General features: G+C 61.5%; 10 protein-coding genes, 1 tRNA gene and 1 pseudogene. 3 read left to right on the top strand and 9 right to left on the bottom strand.

Annotation, left to right across the window (positions count from 1 at the left end; all coding sequences use genetic code 11):
- Positions 1–168: 168 nt before the first annotated feature.
- On the bottom strand, positions 169–450 hold the full coding sequence (locus ABE472_RS05210; RefSeq protein WP_346465748.1) for a hypothetical protein: 282 nt from the start codon (positions 448–450) through the stop codon (positions 169–171).
- 236 nt (positions 451–686) lie between these two features.
- On the opposite strand from ABE472_RS05210, the pseudogene ABE472_RS05205 reads away from it, so the two are divergent.
- Positions 687–1320, top strand: a pseudogene (locus ABE472_RS05205) (ATP-binding protein); the annotation flags it as partial.
- Positions 1321–1408: 88 nt separating this feature from the next.
- On the opposite strand, the gene ABE472_RS05200 reads toward ABE472_RS05205, so the two are convergent.
- Genes ABE472_RS05200 through lanKC form a run of 5 tightly spaced genes read right to left on the bottom strand, consistent with a single transcriptional unit; the run spans position 1409 to position 9086 of the window.
- Positions 1409–2104 (bottom strand): ABC transporter ATP-binding protein, encoded by a 696-nt coding sequence (locus ABE472_RS05200; protein ID WP_346463325.1) that lies wholly within the window; start codon positions 2102–2104, stop codon positions 1409–1411.
- A gap of 50 nt (positions 2105–2154) precedes the next feature.
- Entirely contained in the window at positions 2155–3369 is a 1215-nt protein-coding gene (locus ABE472_RS05195) for an FtsX-like permease family protein (RefSeq protein WP_346463327.1), read from the bottom strand.
- An 11-nt stretch (positions 3370–3380) separates the two neighbouring features.
- Entirely contained in the window at positions 3381–4700 is a 1320-nt protein-coding gene (locus ABE472_RS05190; RefSeq protein WP_346463441.1) for an ABC transporter permease, read from the bottom strand.
- Positions 4700–6361, bottom strand: coding sequence for an ABC transporter ATP-binding protein (locus ABE472_RS05185; protein ID WP_346463329.1), 1662 nt, complete (start codon positions 6359–6361; stop codon positions 4700–4702). Before ABE472_RS05185 ends, ABE472_RS05190 begins: the two co-directional genes overlap by 1 nt.
- A 16-nt stretch (positions 6362–6377) precedes the next feature.
- Positions 6378–9086 (bottom strand): class III lanthionine synthetase LanKC, encoded by a 2709-nt coding sequence (lanKC, locus tag ABE472_RS05180; RefSeq protein ID WP_019185249.1) that lies wholly within the window; start codon positions 9084–9086, stop codon positions 6378–6380.
- 766 nt (positions 9087–9852) lie between these two features.
- On the opposite strand from lanKC, the gene ABE472_RS05175 reads away from it, so the two are divergent.
- The gene (locus ABE472_RS05175; protein ID WP_346463330.1) at positions 9853–10524 is read left to right on the top strand and encodes a VOC family protein; all 672 of its coding nucleotides are present in this window, start codon (positions 9853–9855) and stop codon (positions 10522–10524) included.
- A gap of 64 nt (positions 10525–10588) precedes the next feature.
- Here the strand turns inward: ABE472_RS05175 and ABE472_RS05170 are convergent, their stop codons facing one another.
- The 3 genes from ABE472_RS05170 to ubiA all read right to left on the bottom strand — a co-directional run bounded on the left by ABE472_RS05170 (position 10589) and on the right by ubiA (position 13502).
- Positions 10589–10732, bottom strand: coding sequence for a hypothetical protein (locus ABE472_RS05170; protein ID WP_019185247.1), 144 nt, complete (start codon positions 10730–10732; stop codon positions 10589–10591).
- A gap of 267 nt (positions 10733–10999) precedes the next feature.
- Positions 11000–12424 (bottom strand): TIGR00366 family protein, encoded by a 1425-nt coding sequence (locus tag ABE472_RS05165; RefSeq protein ID WP_346463332.1) that lies wholly within the window; start codon positions 12422–12424, stop codon positions 11000–11002.
- Positions 12425–12608: 184 nt separating this feature from the next.
- Positions 12609–13502: a 4-hydroxybenzoate octaprenyltransferase gene (gene ubiA / locus ABE472_RS05160; RefSeq protein ID WP_346465746.1), complete on the bottom strand. Its 894-nt coding sequence runs from the start codon at positions 13500–13502 to the stop codon at positions 12609–12611.
- 158 nt (positions 13503–13660) lie between these two features.
- Between ubiA and ABE472_RS05155 the strand changes: the two genes are divergently transcribed.
- A tRNA-Arg gene (locus ABE472_RS05155) sits at positions 13661–13737 on the top strand.
- Positions 13738–13903 lie beyond the last annotated feature (166 nt).

The following is a 13903-nucleotide window of genomic DNA, read 5'->3' as shown; positions in this document are numbered from 1 at the left end:
ATGCTTAGTTCAGTCGCCTCCACTTTTCGACTGCCCGATTCGATATGAGTCACCGCTGGGCGCGAAATCCCAAGGGCGATGGCAACTTCCTCTTGAGATAGACCTACATACTCCCGAGACTGCCGCAGCCGCTCCGCCATCCCTGCCCGCTGAGCATCCCTTTCGAGACTAGTCATCGGCATGCTCTGCCACGTACTTTAGAACCTCCGCGGTCAATTGTTCGACGAATTGCTCCCGCGATTCATATCCACCTTTGCGGATCACGATGTCCGCTGGAATCTTTCGATTGAGCAACTTGTCGATTTCCAGCATCACCTCCATCACGGTCAAGGAATCCAAGGGCGCACCGATCAGGGAGCCAGTGTCTTGAGGATCCTCACCCACATCAATCGCCATATCGTCCCAGAATTTCTCAAGACACGCTTCGATCTCCTGCTTTTTGTCGTTCATGCTCCCCCCGGAATCGCATCATGGATGTACGAAAACCGTACCACCGTTCAACTTCTGTAAAAAGACCCCTAGCCGAGGTTTCCGACAAACGGCAGGGCAGAGGCAATTTCCCGAGAACGCTGATCCGCGTCGATCGAGTGCCGCCCCCTGGGTGTTGCTTGTCTTGACCGAATTCTGCCCAGCGTCTGCTGCTGGGCCCAACTGCATAGCCAACGCTCCTCCCACTGACCCGTGACAACATCGCCAAGAACGGTTGACAAACACTAAGTCCCGGAGTGGAGCCGGCACGCGCTGGAGGTCATGCGCGAGCCGATCGAATCCGGGGTGGCCGTGGTCAGCCGCGCGGCAAGGACGGAGCGCTTTCCCGCGCGGTTTCAGCTGGTTGCGGCGATGAACCCCTGCCCGTGCGGCTGGGCCGGCGATCGCAGTGGCCGATGCCTCTGCAGCGAAGAGGTGATCCAGCGTTACCGGGGGCGGGTTTCCGGGCCGTTGATGGACCGCATCGACCTGCACGTCGAGGTGCCGCGGCTGGACCCGCGCGAGCTGCGCGATGACGCGCCGCTGGGCGAAGACAGCGCGAGTGTTCGCGCCCGGGTGGTGGCCGCGCGGGAGGTGCAGCTGCTGCGCAGCGGAAAGGCCAATGCCCAGCTACTGCCGTTCGAGCTGAGCGCGCATTGCCGGTTGTCGCGGGAGGATCAGCAGCTGTTGGAGGATGCTGTGGAACGGTTGCAGCTGTCGGCGCGCTCGATGCATCGCATCCTGCGAGTGGCGCGGACGTTGGCGGATCTGGGACATCAGGAGGAGATCAAGACCGCGCATGTGGCGGAGGCGATCGGGTATCGGCAGTTGGATCGGGGTGGGGGGACGTGATGCGGCACAAGCCGGCGGAGTCCGATCCGTCAGCTTGCCGGTAGCCGGCAAAGCCGTCAGGCGGCTAAGCGGCTAAGCGGCTAAGCGGCTAAGCGACCACAAGATTCACATCGGGCCTGAATCTGTCACTGAGGGTACCGTCCACAATGTGCACGTTTCTGGTCGCCTTCAGGGCGAGATCAGGATCATGGGTGACCATGATGATCGTGGCGCCGCCAGCGTTGATCTCCTGCAGCAGCTCCATGACAGTTCCCGCCATTTCGCCGTCCAGATTGCCTGTCGGCTCATCCGCCAACAGGAGCCGCGGGCGGCCAGCCAACGCTCGCGCGATGGCTGCGCGCTGCTGCTGTCCACCAGACAGTGCTCGTGGAAAGTGATGCATTCGGGAGCCGAGGCCGACACGCTGCAGTACGCGGATGATTCTTTCAGTGCGCTCTTTCACGCCGAGTCCGCGATACCTCAAGGGCACATCGACATTGTCGTAGAGTGTCAGATCAGGGATCAGATTAAAGCCCTGGAAGATGAAACCAACCTTTTCATTCCTGATCCGACTTCGATTGCCGTCACTGAGTCTGGACACATCCCGGCCATCCAGTGTGTACGTACCCGTCGTCACATCCTCCAAAAGACCAGCAATGTTGAGCAATGTGGACTTGCCAGAGCCCGAGGGACCGGTAACAGCGAGGAACTCCCCTTCGCCTACGTGAAGGTCAACCTCCCTCAAGGCATGCGTTCGCACATGTTCGACCTGAAAGATCTTGCTCAATCCCTGCATTCTCAACATTTTCCGCCTCGCGCTTTAGGGAGACGCCTTTCAGGCGCCCTTAGATCAATTCAGAACGACCGGATCGCCTGAACAGGCGTGATCATCGATGCCTTCAGCGCCGGCGCAAGTACTGCGAACTGGCCGAGTATCCATAGCGCCGCGGCGCCAAGTGGCAAGTACATCGCGGGCAGCCGGGGCAATTCATAGAAGCGCATCAGCGCCAGATTCAGTCCGTAGGCCAGCACCAGGCCTGCGGCGACGCCGACGCTCACGATCATGAAATTTTCGATCTGGAAGTAGCGAAGCACGTCCCATCGTGTTGCTCCCAATGCGCGGCGGATCCCGATCTGCTTGCGGCGCTGCTCCACCCAGTAGCTCGCCAACCCGCCGATGCCGAGTGCAGTAGCACCGAGGAGCGCGGCGATGACGCCCGCCAGAAGTCCCATCATTACCGTTGCGTCATGGAAGAACTCTGTACGGAGCTCAGTCAACATTCGACTGGCGGATTGATCGAAGACCACATCAGGGGCGGCAGATGACACCACCCTTGCTACTTGGCCAAATACCCGCGGGAGATCGTCGGGCATTGCTCGAACGATGTAACGTCCTGCAAGGTATGGCCCAGGACTTGCTGGCACGAAGAGGGACCAATCATTTCCCAAGGCCTCGCCACCGCCGGGTTGCGAGATGATGAGATGCTCGACGACGCCGATGACAGTGAATCGCGTATCCAACGCCCACAGGCTCCGCCCCACGGCGCTCTGGCCGGGCCAATAGCGCTCCGCCAATTGTTGGGTAATCAGCACGGGCGCATTCGAAGGGACGTACTGAGCAACAGGCGTGTACTCCGCCGGCTCTGGCATCCTGCCCGCGACAAGCCTCAAGCTCAACGCCTGGAGCGCAGCGGAGTCTCCCAGGTAGAAATCCAGCACGCCACCAGGTTGCTCCAGCTCCTCGTCGGTGCTCACGCCGGCCCGGATTCCCGGCTCTCCAAAAGGCACAGCGCTTATCACCCCCACCGACTCGACACCGGGAATCGCCCTGAGGGCACTCGTCACACGGGCATTGATGTCATTGGCGTTGTCCGAGCTGAAACCAGAGAGTTGAACGACACCAAGCGCAGACTCCTGGATCCCGCTGTCCAAATTCAGTGCCCGACGTCTTTCCATAAACATGAAGATTGCATTGCAGAGCACTGCGCATGCCAGTGCAATCTCCGCTGCTATCAGAAACGTGGCCAATCGATGCTTTCGCAGGGCGGCGACGATGATTCCCACTTGCATGATGGACTCCGCTATAGCAGCTTCAATTGGGCCACTGGCTGGATCGAGCTGGCCCGGTAGGCCGGAAGGGCACCGGCCAGCAAACTGCTCACCAAAGACAGGACAAACGTAGCGATGAACATGGTGACGTCCAGGCGTATCAGGTCTGCGTATGCCACCGGCTGGGTGCGAATCGCCCATAAGGCGAACAGAGTCAGAAGCAGGCCAGCGACCCCACCAATGATGCCAATGACCCCCGCCTCCACAAGGCACTGCGTAAACACCGCTGTCCTGCTCGCTCCCAACGCCCGCCGCAGTCCAATCTCTCCGCCATGCCTCATGAACTTGGCCAGCAACAGGCCCACGACATTCGCCAGGCAGATGATGAGAAATGCGAATGACAGAACGGCCTGAACCTTCACATCACTGGGTACGACGCGATTGAAGTCCAGCCACTCCATCAGCGATGGCATACGAGTGTTCTGGTCATGCGCAATACGACCCAGGCGCTTCTGCTCGCTGGCATAGTTGGCGAGATAGCGACGGTAGTTTGCGACCTTCTCCCGACTGCCAAGCTCCACCCATACACCGACCGCCACGCACGGTGACCCCTGCAGGACGCCGCTGCGCTCTGGGGCGGCCCAGCACGTAAAGGGCTGGAAGTCCCCTTCGTTTATCTCAAGGCTCGCTGACATCGGGAGAAGGACATCATCGGCTGCGCCATAGAATCCTGAGGTCTTGCCACCAGAGAAGCGCCCCCCTCGGATTTTGTAAAACAGGGGCGCAGGGCGCCATGGCTTGAGCACGCCTATCACTTGCAGCTTCGCATCTTTGACACTGAGGGTCTGACCGACGCTGTCACGACCTCCGAACAGTTGCCGATTCAGGCGATCGGATATGACAACTACCCGGCTGCGCCGCCTATCGTCCTCCTGCGTCCACGCTCGCCCGTACTGAATCGGCACCTCGAACATCGGGAAAAAGTCCGCTGTGGTCGAGGTCGAAGACACCATCAATGGAACGGTACCGGTCAGATCTGATCGTACTTTCACCGGGCTCGACACGACCATCGTCTGCCTGTCGGCCTGGCTGGACGACCACAGATCGTGGGCAGTCCGGTAATCCAGTACGTCGTACGGCTCGCGTCCTCTGGAAGCAGGGTTCACATCGACCTGAGGGTAGAAGATGCGGGCACTCTTTCCCGGAAGTGGATCGCCCGACAGCAGGCGCATGACGGTCAGCGTAGCCATGCAGGCACCAATACCGACGGCGATCGCCAGAACCATCAATCCGGTGACGACCTTGCTTCTCGCTGCGTTGCGCAGAGCGACCTTGACGTAGTAGAAAATCATCATGAAGCATTTCCGTGGTTCGCCACTAAGGTTCTCTGCCTTCCTGACGTCGCCCGCGGTTGGTCGGGGCTGAACACACTCGGTGAGGGCTGCTCCAGCGACCCAAGGTGGTGACATTCGTCGAAGAGGTCTCGGAACCGGCTGCCGCCATGCATGATCATCACTAGGGTTCCGCCTTCGGTCCATGCCATGATCTCTCGCATCGCGACGTCCTGAGCGCTGGTATCCAGGTTTGCGAGGGGCTCATCCAGCACATAAAGATCCGCTGCTTTGCTGAGCACCATGGCCAATGCGAGCTTCTGCTGCTGCCCGGCTGACAGCTGGTCGGGATAGGCCGTTAGGATTTCCGGACAGTCCAGGCTAAAGGACTGGAGCAGGCGCTGCTCGACGTCAAGCTGTCCAACCCTCAGCGGTGGAAATGCAAGTGGCAGCGTAGCGGCACTGATCCGGGAAGGAAGCGAAACGCCCCCCTGCGTCGGGTACAGGCATCTTGCCAGAATGTTGGCAAACGTTGTCTTCCCGGATCCGTTGTCGCCCGTGATCAGAACGCGGCGCCCGGCCTTCCAGGCCACCGATACATTCCGCAGCACGTCGGCCGCGTTGTAGGAGAAGCCAACATCCATGGCGATCACGCCGTCGCTGACGTCGAAATTAGGCGTCTCGTGACCATGAAGGAATTGGGTGATCCGATGAACGGTTGCGCCATGGCTCTGGAGCTCGGCCCAGTGCTTGAAGATCGCGATCAATGTCGTCGCGGCCCGCCAGAATGAATTCATGAAGGCAATGAATGAGCCGAACGTCATCTTTCTCTGAAGGACGAACAATGCGCCAACAAAGATCGAGCAGACATCCGACAGCACCATGGTCAGGTCACTGGCACCCTGCAGGGTGCGGACGGCCTTGAATCGCTTGTAGCCGGTATCAAGCAATACGCCCATACCGTTATCGAATTCCTTGACCGTCTTGTTCACAAGCCCAAAGCCGCAAACCATCTTGATGCTTCCAACGGCCTTGGTCAGCAGACCGAGCACGTCGGCTTCATTTTCCCGCTCGGTCGATGTCAGGTGGCGGATTCTGTTGCCGACAGACAAGCTCACGACTGTCGCCACGGGAATGATGACCACCAGCACGGCAAATGCTTGCCAGGAGATGAGGATCAATGCGGAGACCAGGGCCAGCAACATGGAGATCTTCGTCGCAAGCACTCGCACCAACGCAAGCATCGGAACCAACCCATCCTTTACATCCGCTCGTATGCGCGATACGTAGTGCCCGACCCCATTGCGGAGGAAACAACGGTAGTTTTCGGTGTAGAACGCTCCAAGCAGATCCGCACTGATTCGCCTCACGATCCTGTTATCCAGGCGTTGCTGCCACAACGAGGTGGCGTAGGCGCCAGCATTCAGGGATATGCCAAGCACCAGATAGCCGAGCACCAAGATAATCACCCTTTCAACTTCGCCGCTGGACGACGCATGATCAAGAATTGCCTTGATCAGCAAGGGGTGAATCAGGCCTTCGGCAGCGCCGATCAGCACACCTGCAGCAGTCACGCCGATGTATTCACGTCGATCGCCGCCCAACAGACAAGCGAAGTCTCTCACGCTAGTCTTGGCAGTGGAGGCAGCCTGCACTCCTTGTCCTCGGGCTGCGAATTTCATTGCGCGCTCCTCGCGATCACGCAGACGCTTGGACAGCGTGCGCACCGATGCGCTTCAGCAGTGGCCCGTCCATGACATCCAAGCAGAAGTCATCGCCATCAGGAGCACTGAGCCTCTGGACGGCGCGTATGACCCCGGCCATTCCAGTTGCATAATCACACGATATGCGGAAGAGGTTCTCTCCAGGCACCGCAGCCATGTCGTCGTCTCCGAAAACATAGAGATCGGTAAGGCCTTGGTAGGCACGCTGGGCCATTTCCAGATACTTGGGGTTGCCGGAGTACACGTGGGCATCAACCAGCGTGTCGATGAGGCCAGCCAAGCCATACATGAGGCCTGCGAAGCCGGCGTACTTTCTGTGCAGATCTAGTACGAGCTGATCCACCGTCTCCCAAAGTCCGTACCGGATGGCCACCTTGACGATGCCGGCGGTGCCTTGCTCAATGTAATGCTCATAAGTCGTGATCCCTGCCGGAGCAGCGGCAAATGTCGTCACCCCTGCCTCCAGCTCATGGCCATGAGCGAGGTCGTAGCACAGGGCAGCCTTGCCCAGAGTTCGCCAGCGCTGGTCTCCGGCGGCCTGTGACAGTCGAAGGAAGAAAAGAGCGATTCCGGATTGTCCATAGCCAAAGCCGATTCGGACGACTCCATCGTCTTCCCAATACAGCCCGTCGTTGCTCCGAAGCGCGGAGGACTCGAGCTGTGCCGCGAGCTCCAGGGCCAGGTCAAGATAGCGATGGTGACCAGAGACCACGTAGGCGGCCAAATCGGCCAAGCCCAGGCCTGCCATCCCGTAGTACAGGGAAGGATGTGTGATGTTCTGCGCACTCCTGTTGGCTTGGTCCACAAAGCTGAGGCCAATGGCGGCCTCTCCCATTGCCAGGTGCGCCCAACCGATCCCCGCGAGGCCGGTCAGGAATCCCGGCGCCGCATTCTGGCTGTTCAGGCTAGAGACCTCGGCGAGATGCCGATCCCATGCCGCTTGGGGCACCTCCACTCCGGCACGGATGAGCGCGTAGATCACCCCTGATGACCCAAAACCAAGGCTGCTACCGTTTGTCGCCAGCGCGAATGGATCGCACGGGAAGAGCGTGTGATTCGGGTCGAGGCGATAATTGACTTGGATGAAGGCGGCCAGCCTCTTCAGCACGCTGTCAGCGGGAAGGCGTCTACCAGCTCTGGAGGCATAGGGCTGGCGAATGCTCACCGGCTGCAGCAGCCGTTCCTCCGCCTCTTTCAGGCTGACCTTGCCTCGTGCGAGGTCACGGATGACCCCCATGACGGGCGTGTCCTCCCAGCCGATATCCCACACAATCTCAGGCAGCACTGTATCGAACAGATCATCTCTGATGTAGGCCATGGCGACGATCGGGAACATGGCGTACATCATGATGGCAGCCACGGCATAGTTGTCATCTTCGTAGCTGCTGATCCTTGCCCGGCTCTTAAGCTTGCTCCGGAAGCCAGGTGTGTGGATGTCCTCTGACTCTCCGAGCTCGGGTCGAAACGCGGCCTCAAGATCGATCAGGCGGACTGCCAGACTGTTCTTGGCAACAAGGATATTGGGAGGAGACAAGTCACCGATCACCATGCCCGCCCCATGAGCTAGATCAACTGCACGCATGATGTTGACGAAGATGTCCCTGTACATCGCGTAGAACGCATCACTATCCGCCAGCGTCGGGCGTACTTTCATCAGTGGAGAGAACTGCAGCATGACCTGACGCATGTCATGGGCATCGACGTACTCTTCGACCATGTAGAGGTTTTCCCAGTCCCAGAAGGTATCGAGGACCGCTGGCGCGATACCCAAGGAACTCAGGATGCTCAGGTTCTCCATCTCGCGCTTGAGACGGGTAGTCGCATCCCCGCCGTTCTCGTAGAGCTCGACATGAGGACGCGCCTCCTTGATGACCACCTGTCGGCCGGTAGCGCGCTCGATCGACAGATAGACACCTCCCGTGTTGGAGAAGCCCAGCGCGCTTTCGACGAGATATCGTCCCCCATTGAGTGATCGGTCGTCAGTTTCATCCTCATCACTCGGGAACGGATCCTGAGCCCACGGCGGACTCTCGAAGTATGGGTTCCGGCGGTCAGGCATGTGCTCTCCCGATGGCCCCACTAGCATCGGTATCCGCTTACCCATGATGTCCAGGTGGCTCACCTGAATGATGCCGCCATAGCGGTAGTACAGGCAGCGGCTGTCCTTGTAGCGTCTGTCGGACAGAATGTAGGAGCCGGTCCGGGCGCCAAGCGCCTGGTAAAGCGCCTCGATCACCTGGATGAATTCGCCCTCCGTGTGCGGATAGACGGTGATGAACTTTCCGGACCCTCCCCGGGGCCATCGCTTGGATGTCATCATCCTCATCGTCCGGCAATCGTTCGCGAACTTGAACTGGACATCCTGCTCCAGCAACAGCGCCGCAGCGTCAGCCAGCATGGCGCGGCAATTGTCCTCGATCGCCGACAGGTGAATCTTCCACCCTTGGATGGGAAGAGAGCGCACCTGAGCATCGCCACCAGGCGTCACGTGCGACCAAACATTCTTCCGGCGAATTTCCCAACCACGCCCATGCGCTGCCAGTAGTGGTCGCACGATTGCGGCGAGCTCATCGCCCGGCGTGTAATGGTCGTAATCCGGCTCATAGAAGCGATCATCGCTATTGATGAACGTGATCTTGTCTACGTGCCGAAGTTCCCGCAGTGTCAGATTTTCAGATGCCATGGCGCGCGCTCCTTGAATGGGCTCGGCGCTTGACCCATGTATTGAGCCAAGCGGTGTCCAACACTGCTGCGGGAAGGACATCGGGCAGCGGTCCCCTCTCCGGCTGGATACGCCGGCTAGCGATCCTGAGACGCACGTCGCAGGTAGGACGCCGGGATGAGAGCTCCTCCTCTCACCTTGCCCACCGTCAGGCAGGATCTCCAGCTTGGACGCCGATCACTGAAGGTCTGAATCGTGGGTGCGTTCCACACCCACGATTATTCACATCAGTCACAGGCGGTGGTTAACGATCCACGCTCCCGGCGCCGCAGCAGGTGTGCGTCGAGCTACCCGAGCTGTTTCCCATCGTGCCGGCATTGGTGTCCAGGGCTAGGCGCTGCAGATTGAGTACGCGATTCATGAGATACCTCCTTATTATGAAACGAAGAATCCGATCTGACTTGATTGTCTATCGAATCAGTCGGTGACACTGCGCACTGGCATTTCAGTTGCGCAGATAAATGGGCATTACGAAACAGCAACAACCGTAATGGACCGTGTAGCGCCGCGGATTGCGGTTGATTCTCCTGCCGATAAATGTCCGCGAAGGGGCGAAGGCGTTGTCGAACATTCAACGCCTTTCGTAGCCAAGCGAGTAGCCGGTCTTCTCCGCGTAATGAAGTAGGAAATGCCCTTGTGACGGTGTCCATTTGATCAGATCAACGCATAGCGCGCGCCTCGGTTATCCAGCAGAATCTCGACGTATCTACGCGAGGCCTCCCGCACCATGCGCATCCATCAGATCGATCTCCCTGTGTCCGATGTCGCCGCCACCGTGGCGTACTTCCGCGATGAACTTCAGCTGCCGGTCGAGGGCTCAGCCGTGCGCATCGGCTGGAGCACTCTGCAGTTGCAACCCGCAGGATCGAACCCGGTCGGCGGTGTGCACCTGGCGTTCAACGTGCCCGCCAATCGCTTCGAGGCGGCCACCGACTGGCTCAAAGCACGCGCCACCCTGCAGCGCGATCTGAAAGGCCATGACCACTTCACCTTCGATGGCCGCTGGGATTCGGAATCGATCTATTTCACCGGGCCGGACGGCCTGATCCTGGAATTGATCGCGCGGCGACGCTTGCCTGCGGGCGAGTGCCAGGGCGGGTTCCACGGCAGCGAGATGACCTGCATCAGCGAGGTCGGCCTGCCCGCTGAACACGTCGGTGAAGTGCAGGCAAACGCACAGAACGCCTTCGGGCTGGAGCCTCTGTCACAGCCCACGCCGCACTTCGCACCACTGGGCGATGACGAAGGCCTGTTGATCGTGGTCGATGCCACCCGCCGCTGGTTCCCCGAGCAGAAGGTGCTGCCGAATGCGCGCGGCATCCGCGTGGTGCTGCATGACGTGGTACCGGGTGCGGTGGTCGAAGACGCAGCACTGGGCTGGCACCTGCGCTCGGCCTGAGCAGGCCCGGACGAACGAAGCCCCGCCGGAGCGGGGCTTCAGTTCACACAGCAGCCAGCTGGGCTCACTCTTCCTCGTCCTGCTGGCCGCCCTGCTGCTGGTTCTGGTTGCGCTGCTGCTGTTCCTGCTGCTGTTGCTGCTGCTGGCCGCGACCACCTTCCTGCTGCTCACCGCGCTGATTCGGGTTCTGCTGGTTCTGCTGAGCCATCTCGATTCTCCGGTTGCCGCAAACGGAATGTCGCGGTCCGGGCCATCCTCTGCAGCGCGAGGTTAACGACGTGTGGGGGTTTGTATACGAATTCGTCAACGTCTCCACGCCCGCCTTTTCAGCGAGTGCAGACCCCATGTCGCAGTAGGCGTTGACCCGCATATGAACGGTTCGAATGCCCTTATTCCGCTTCCCACAGAATGCCTCGCCGTGCGACTGAACAGGGCATCGCTGAGCCAACGTCTGCAGATGACGCGCAGATGACGATCACGGCATCACCGGCGGCACGTAGGTCAGCGTCATGCCGAGCAGCCACAGCAGGCCGAGCACCAGCGGGATGTGCACCAGCAGCTGGATGAAGGTGAAGCCGACGATGTCGCGCGCCTTCAGGCCGAGCACGCCCAGCAGCGGCAGCATCCAGAACGGGTTGATCAGGTTCGGCAACGCCTCGGCCGCGTTGTAGACCTGTACCGCCCACCCCAGATGGGCCTTCAGTTCGTTGGCCGCCTGCATGACGTACGGCGCTTCGATGATCCACTTGCCGCCGCCGGAGGGCACGAAGAAGCCGAGCACGGCCGAGTACACGCCCATCACCAGCGCGAAGGTGTCGGTGGTGGCGATATGCACGAACAGGGTGGAGAGGCGATGGGCGAGGGTCTCATCGCCACTGCCGGTGGCGTGGGTGAGGATCATCGCGATGCCGCCATACAGCGGGAACTGGATCAGCACGCCGGTGGTGCTGGGGACGGCCTTGGCCACGGCGTTGAGGAAGCTGCGCGGGCGCCAGTGCAGCAGCAGGCCGAGCGAGATGAACAGGAAGTTGTAGGTGTTGAGGTTGGCGATGGCGGTCACCACCGGCTTGCTGGCGAACTCGCCGAACAACCAGCCGAACGCGAGCAGCGAGAGCAACACCGTCAGCAGCGGGCTGTACTCCAGCCACTCGCCGGGGCGGGTGCGCGGCTGCAGCGGCTCGGCCTCGGCGCGGGCAGCGCCTTCGAAGTCCTTGGCGGTGCGCGCAGTGGCGGCGCCGGGCGCGGTCAGCCAAGCGATCAGCAGCGACACCAGGATCAGTGCGGATGTCAGCGCGATCGACTGCCACAGGAAGATGGTTTCGGTGAAGGGCAGCACGCCGGTGATTTCCACTAGTCCGGGCGGCATGCTGGCCGGGTTGGCCTGCAGCTGGGCGGCCGAGGAGCTCAGCCCCATCGCCCAGACCGCGCCGAGGCCGAGATACGCCGAGGCGCCGGCGGCGCGGTAGTCCATGTGGAGTGCTTCGCGGCGGGCCAGCGCGCGGACCAGCAGCCCACCGAACACCAGCGAGAAGCCCCAGCTGAGCAGCGAGGCCAGCATACTGATCAGGCCGACGTAGACCACCGCGCCACGGCCGGTTTTCGGGACGCGGGCCAGCAGATCGATGAAACGCGCGACGATCGGCGCGGTGGCCACCGCGTAGCCGCCGATGACCACGAAGGCCATCTGCATGGTGAAGGGGATCAGGCTCCAGAAGCCCTCGCCGAATGCCGTAGCGGTGGCCTGCGGGGTGGCGCCGAAGCCCATCGCGGCGGCCGCGACGATGACCACGCCGAGCACCGCGAACACGTACGCATCAGGGAACCATTTTTCCGCCCAGGCGGCTGAGCGCAACGCCGCGCGCGCCATCCAGCCGTCCTGTACCACCGTCGACGTGTTCATTGCCCCGCCCTCCCCGATCATTCAATGGGAGGGATTCTGGGCGCTGGCCACGGCGCTGTCAGTCGCCTAATGGTCGTAGTGCCGGGGGCTGCCCGGCTCCGCGAGGTGGTCGGGTGCCGGCCAGCGGCCGGCACTACCCATGTGCGCGTTACCGGTAGCACCCGACCGTTGGTCGGGTGCCCCCTCAGCGCAGCGCCAGCGACACCGCGATGCCGGCGAACAGCGCGGCGCCGACCCAGTTGTTGTGCAGGAAGGCCTTGAAGCACGGATCGCGTTCGCGCTTGCGGGCGATCCAGAACTCGTAGGCGATCAGGCCGGCGGCCACGCCGACGCCGAGGCCGTAATAGACGCCCAGCCCGGCGCGCAGGCCGACCAGCGCCATCGTGCCCAGGAACAGCGCGTAGAGAATCCCCTGGATCACCAGGTCCAGATCCCCGAACAGGATCGCGGTGGAGTGCGAGCCCATCTTCAGGTCGTCATCGCGGTCAACCATGGCGTACCAGGTGTCATACGCGGTCGACCACAGGATGTTGGCGCAGTAGAGCAGCCAGCCGATCACCGGCACCTCGCCCTGCACCGCGGCGAAGGCCATCGGGATGCCCCAGCCGAAGGCCATGCCGAGGTAGACCTGCGGCAGGTGGGTGTAGCGCTTCAGGTAGGGGTAGCTGGCGGCCAGGAAGACACCGATGAAGCTCATGCCGATGGTGAGCCAGTTCAGGGTCAACACCAGCGCGAAGGCGACGATCATCAGCCCGGCGAACAGGGCCAGCGCCTCGCGGCCGGAGACGGCGCCGCTGGCCAGCGGGCGGTCCTTGGTGCGCTTGACGTGTGGGTCCAGCCAGCGGTCGGCGTAATCGTTGATCACGCAGCCGGCCGAGCGGGTCAGCCAGACGCCGGCGGTGAACACGAACAGCGTCCACAGCGGGGGCAGCCCGCCGGAGGCCAGCCACAGGGCCCACCAGGTGGGCCAGAGCAGCAGCAGGGTGCCGATCGGGCGGTCGGCGCGCATCAACTTCCAGTAGTGCCGCCAGCGCGACGGGGGCGCCGCTTCGGGCGCTTCAAAACGTTCGTAAGCCATCGGTAAAGGATACCGCCTGGGCTGGCCGGGCGCGCCGCCGCCCGGTGCATCGATGCAGGGGGCAGACCTGCGCGGCGTTTACGGATAGAATGCTCCTCCCGCGCCGCTTCGGCGGTCCGTGGCCCCATCAGGCGGCCCGGCGGGATGCAGGATACAACGCGCTCGTAGCTCAGCCGGATAGAGTAGTGGCTTCCGAAGCCATTGGTCGGGGGTTCGAATCCCTCCGGGCGCACCATCCTCGCCATCTTCCCTTGCAGGTATTTCCGCTGCGGCGCGCTTTTGTGCGCTCGGACGGAGTGCCGTGCCGGCTGCCGCGCGCGAACGCACCGGATCGGGTGCCGCACAGATGACGCCACTCGAAGGGCTGGTCTTCCCACCGGCCTGGAGTGACGGCACCTGCA

Source organism: Stenotrophomonas sp. TWI809, assembly GCF_039673205.1.
Classification (GTDB): Bacteria; Pseudomonadota; Gammaproteobacteria; order Xanthomonadales; family Xanthomonadaceae; genus Stenotrophomonas.
The sequence above is the reverse complement of the archived record's forward strand: the minus strand, read 5'-3'. Positions and strand labels throughout refer to the sequence as shown.

Excerpts from the sequence above, each read along its gene's own strand:
- lanKC (WP_019185249.1), bottom strand. The coding sequence starts at position 9,086 with ATGGCATCTGAAAATCTGACACTGCGGGAACTTCGGCACGTAGACAAG.
- ABE472_RS05200 (WP_346463325.1), bottom strand. The coding sequence starts at position 2,104 with ATGTTGAGAATGCAGGGATTGAGCAAGATCTTTCAGGTCGAACATGTG.
- ABE472_RS05175 (WP_346463330.1), top strand. The coding sequence starts at position 9,853 with ATGCGCATCCATCAGATCGATCTCCCTGTGTCCGATGTCGCCGCCACC.
- ABE472_RS05195 (WP_346463327.1), bottom strand. The coding sequence starts at position 3,369 with ATGCAAGTGGGAATCATCGTCGCCGCCCTGCGAAAGCATCGATTGGCC.
- ubiA (WP_346465746.1), bottom strand. The coding sequence starts at position 13,502 with ATGGCTTACGAACGTTTTGAAGCGCCCGAAGCGGCGCCCCCGTCGCGC.
- ABE472_RS05210 (WP_346465748.1), bottom strand. The coding sequence starts at position 450 with ATGAACGACAAAAAGCAGGAGATCGAAGCGTGTCTTGAGAAATTCTGG.
- ABE472_RS05190 (WP_346463441.1), bottom strand. The coding sequence starts at position 4,700 with ATGATTTTCTACTACGTCAAGGTCGCTCTGCGCAACGCAGCGAGAAGC.
- ABE472_RS05185 (WP_346463329.1), bottom strand. The coding sequence starts at position 6,361 with ATGAAATTCGCAGCCCGAGGACAAGGAGTGCAGGCTGCCTCCACTGCC.
- ABE472_RS05170 (WP_019185247.1), bottom strand. The coding sequence starts at position 10,732 with ATGGCTCAGCAGAACCAGCAGAACCCGAATCAGCGCGGTGAGCAGCAG.
- ABE472_RS05165 (WP_346463332.1), bottom strand. The coding sequence starts at position 12,424 with ATGAACACGTCGACGGTGGTACAGGACGGCTGGATGGCGCGCGCGGCG.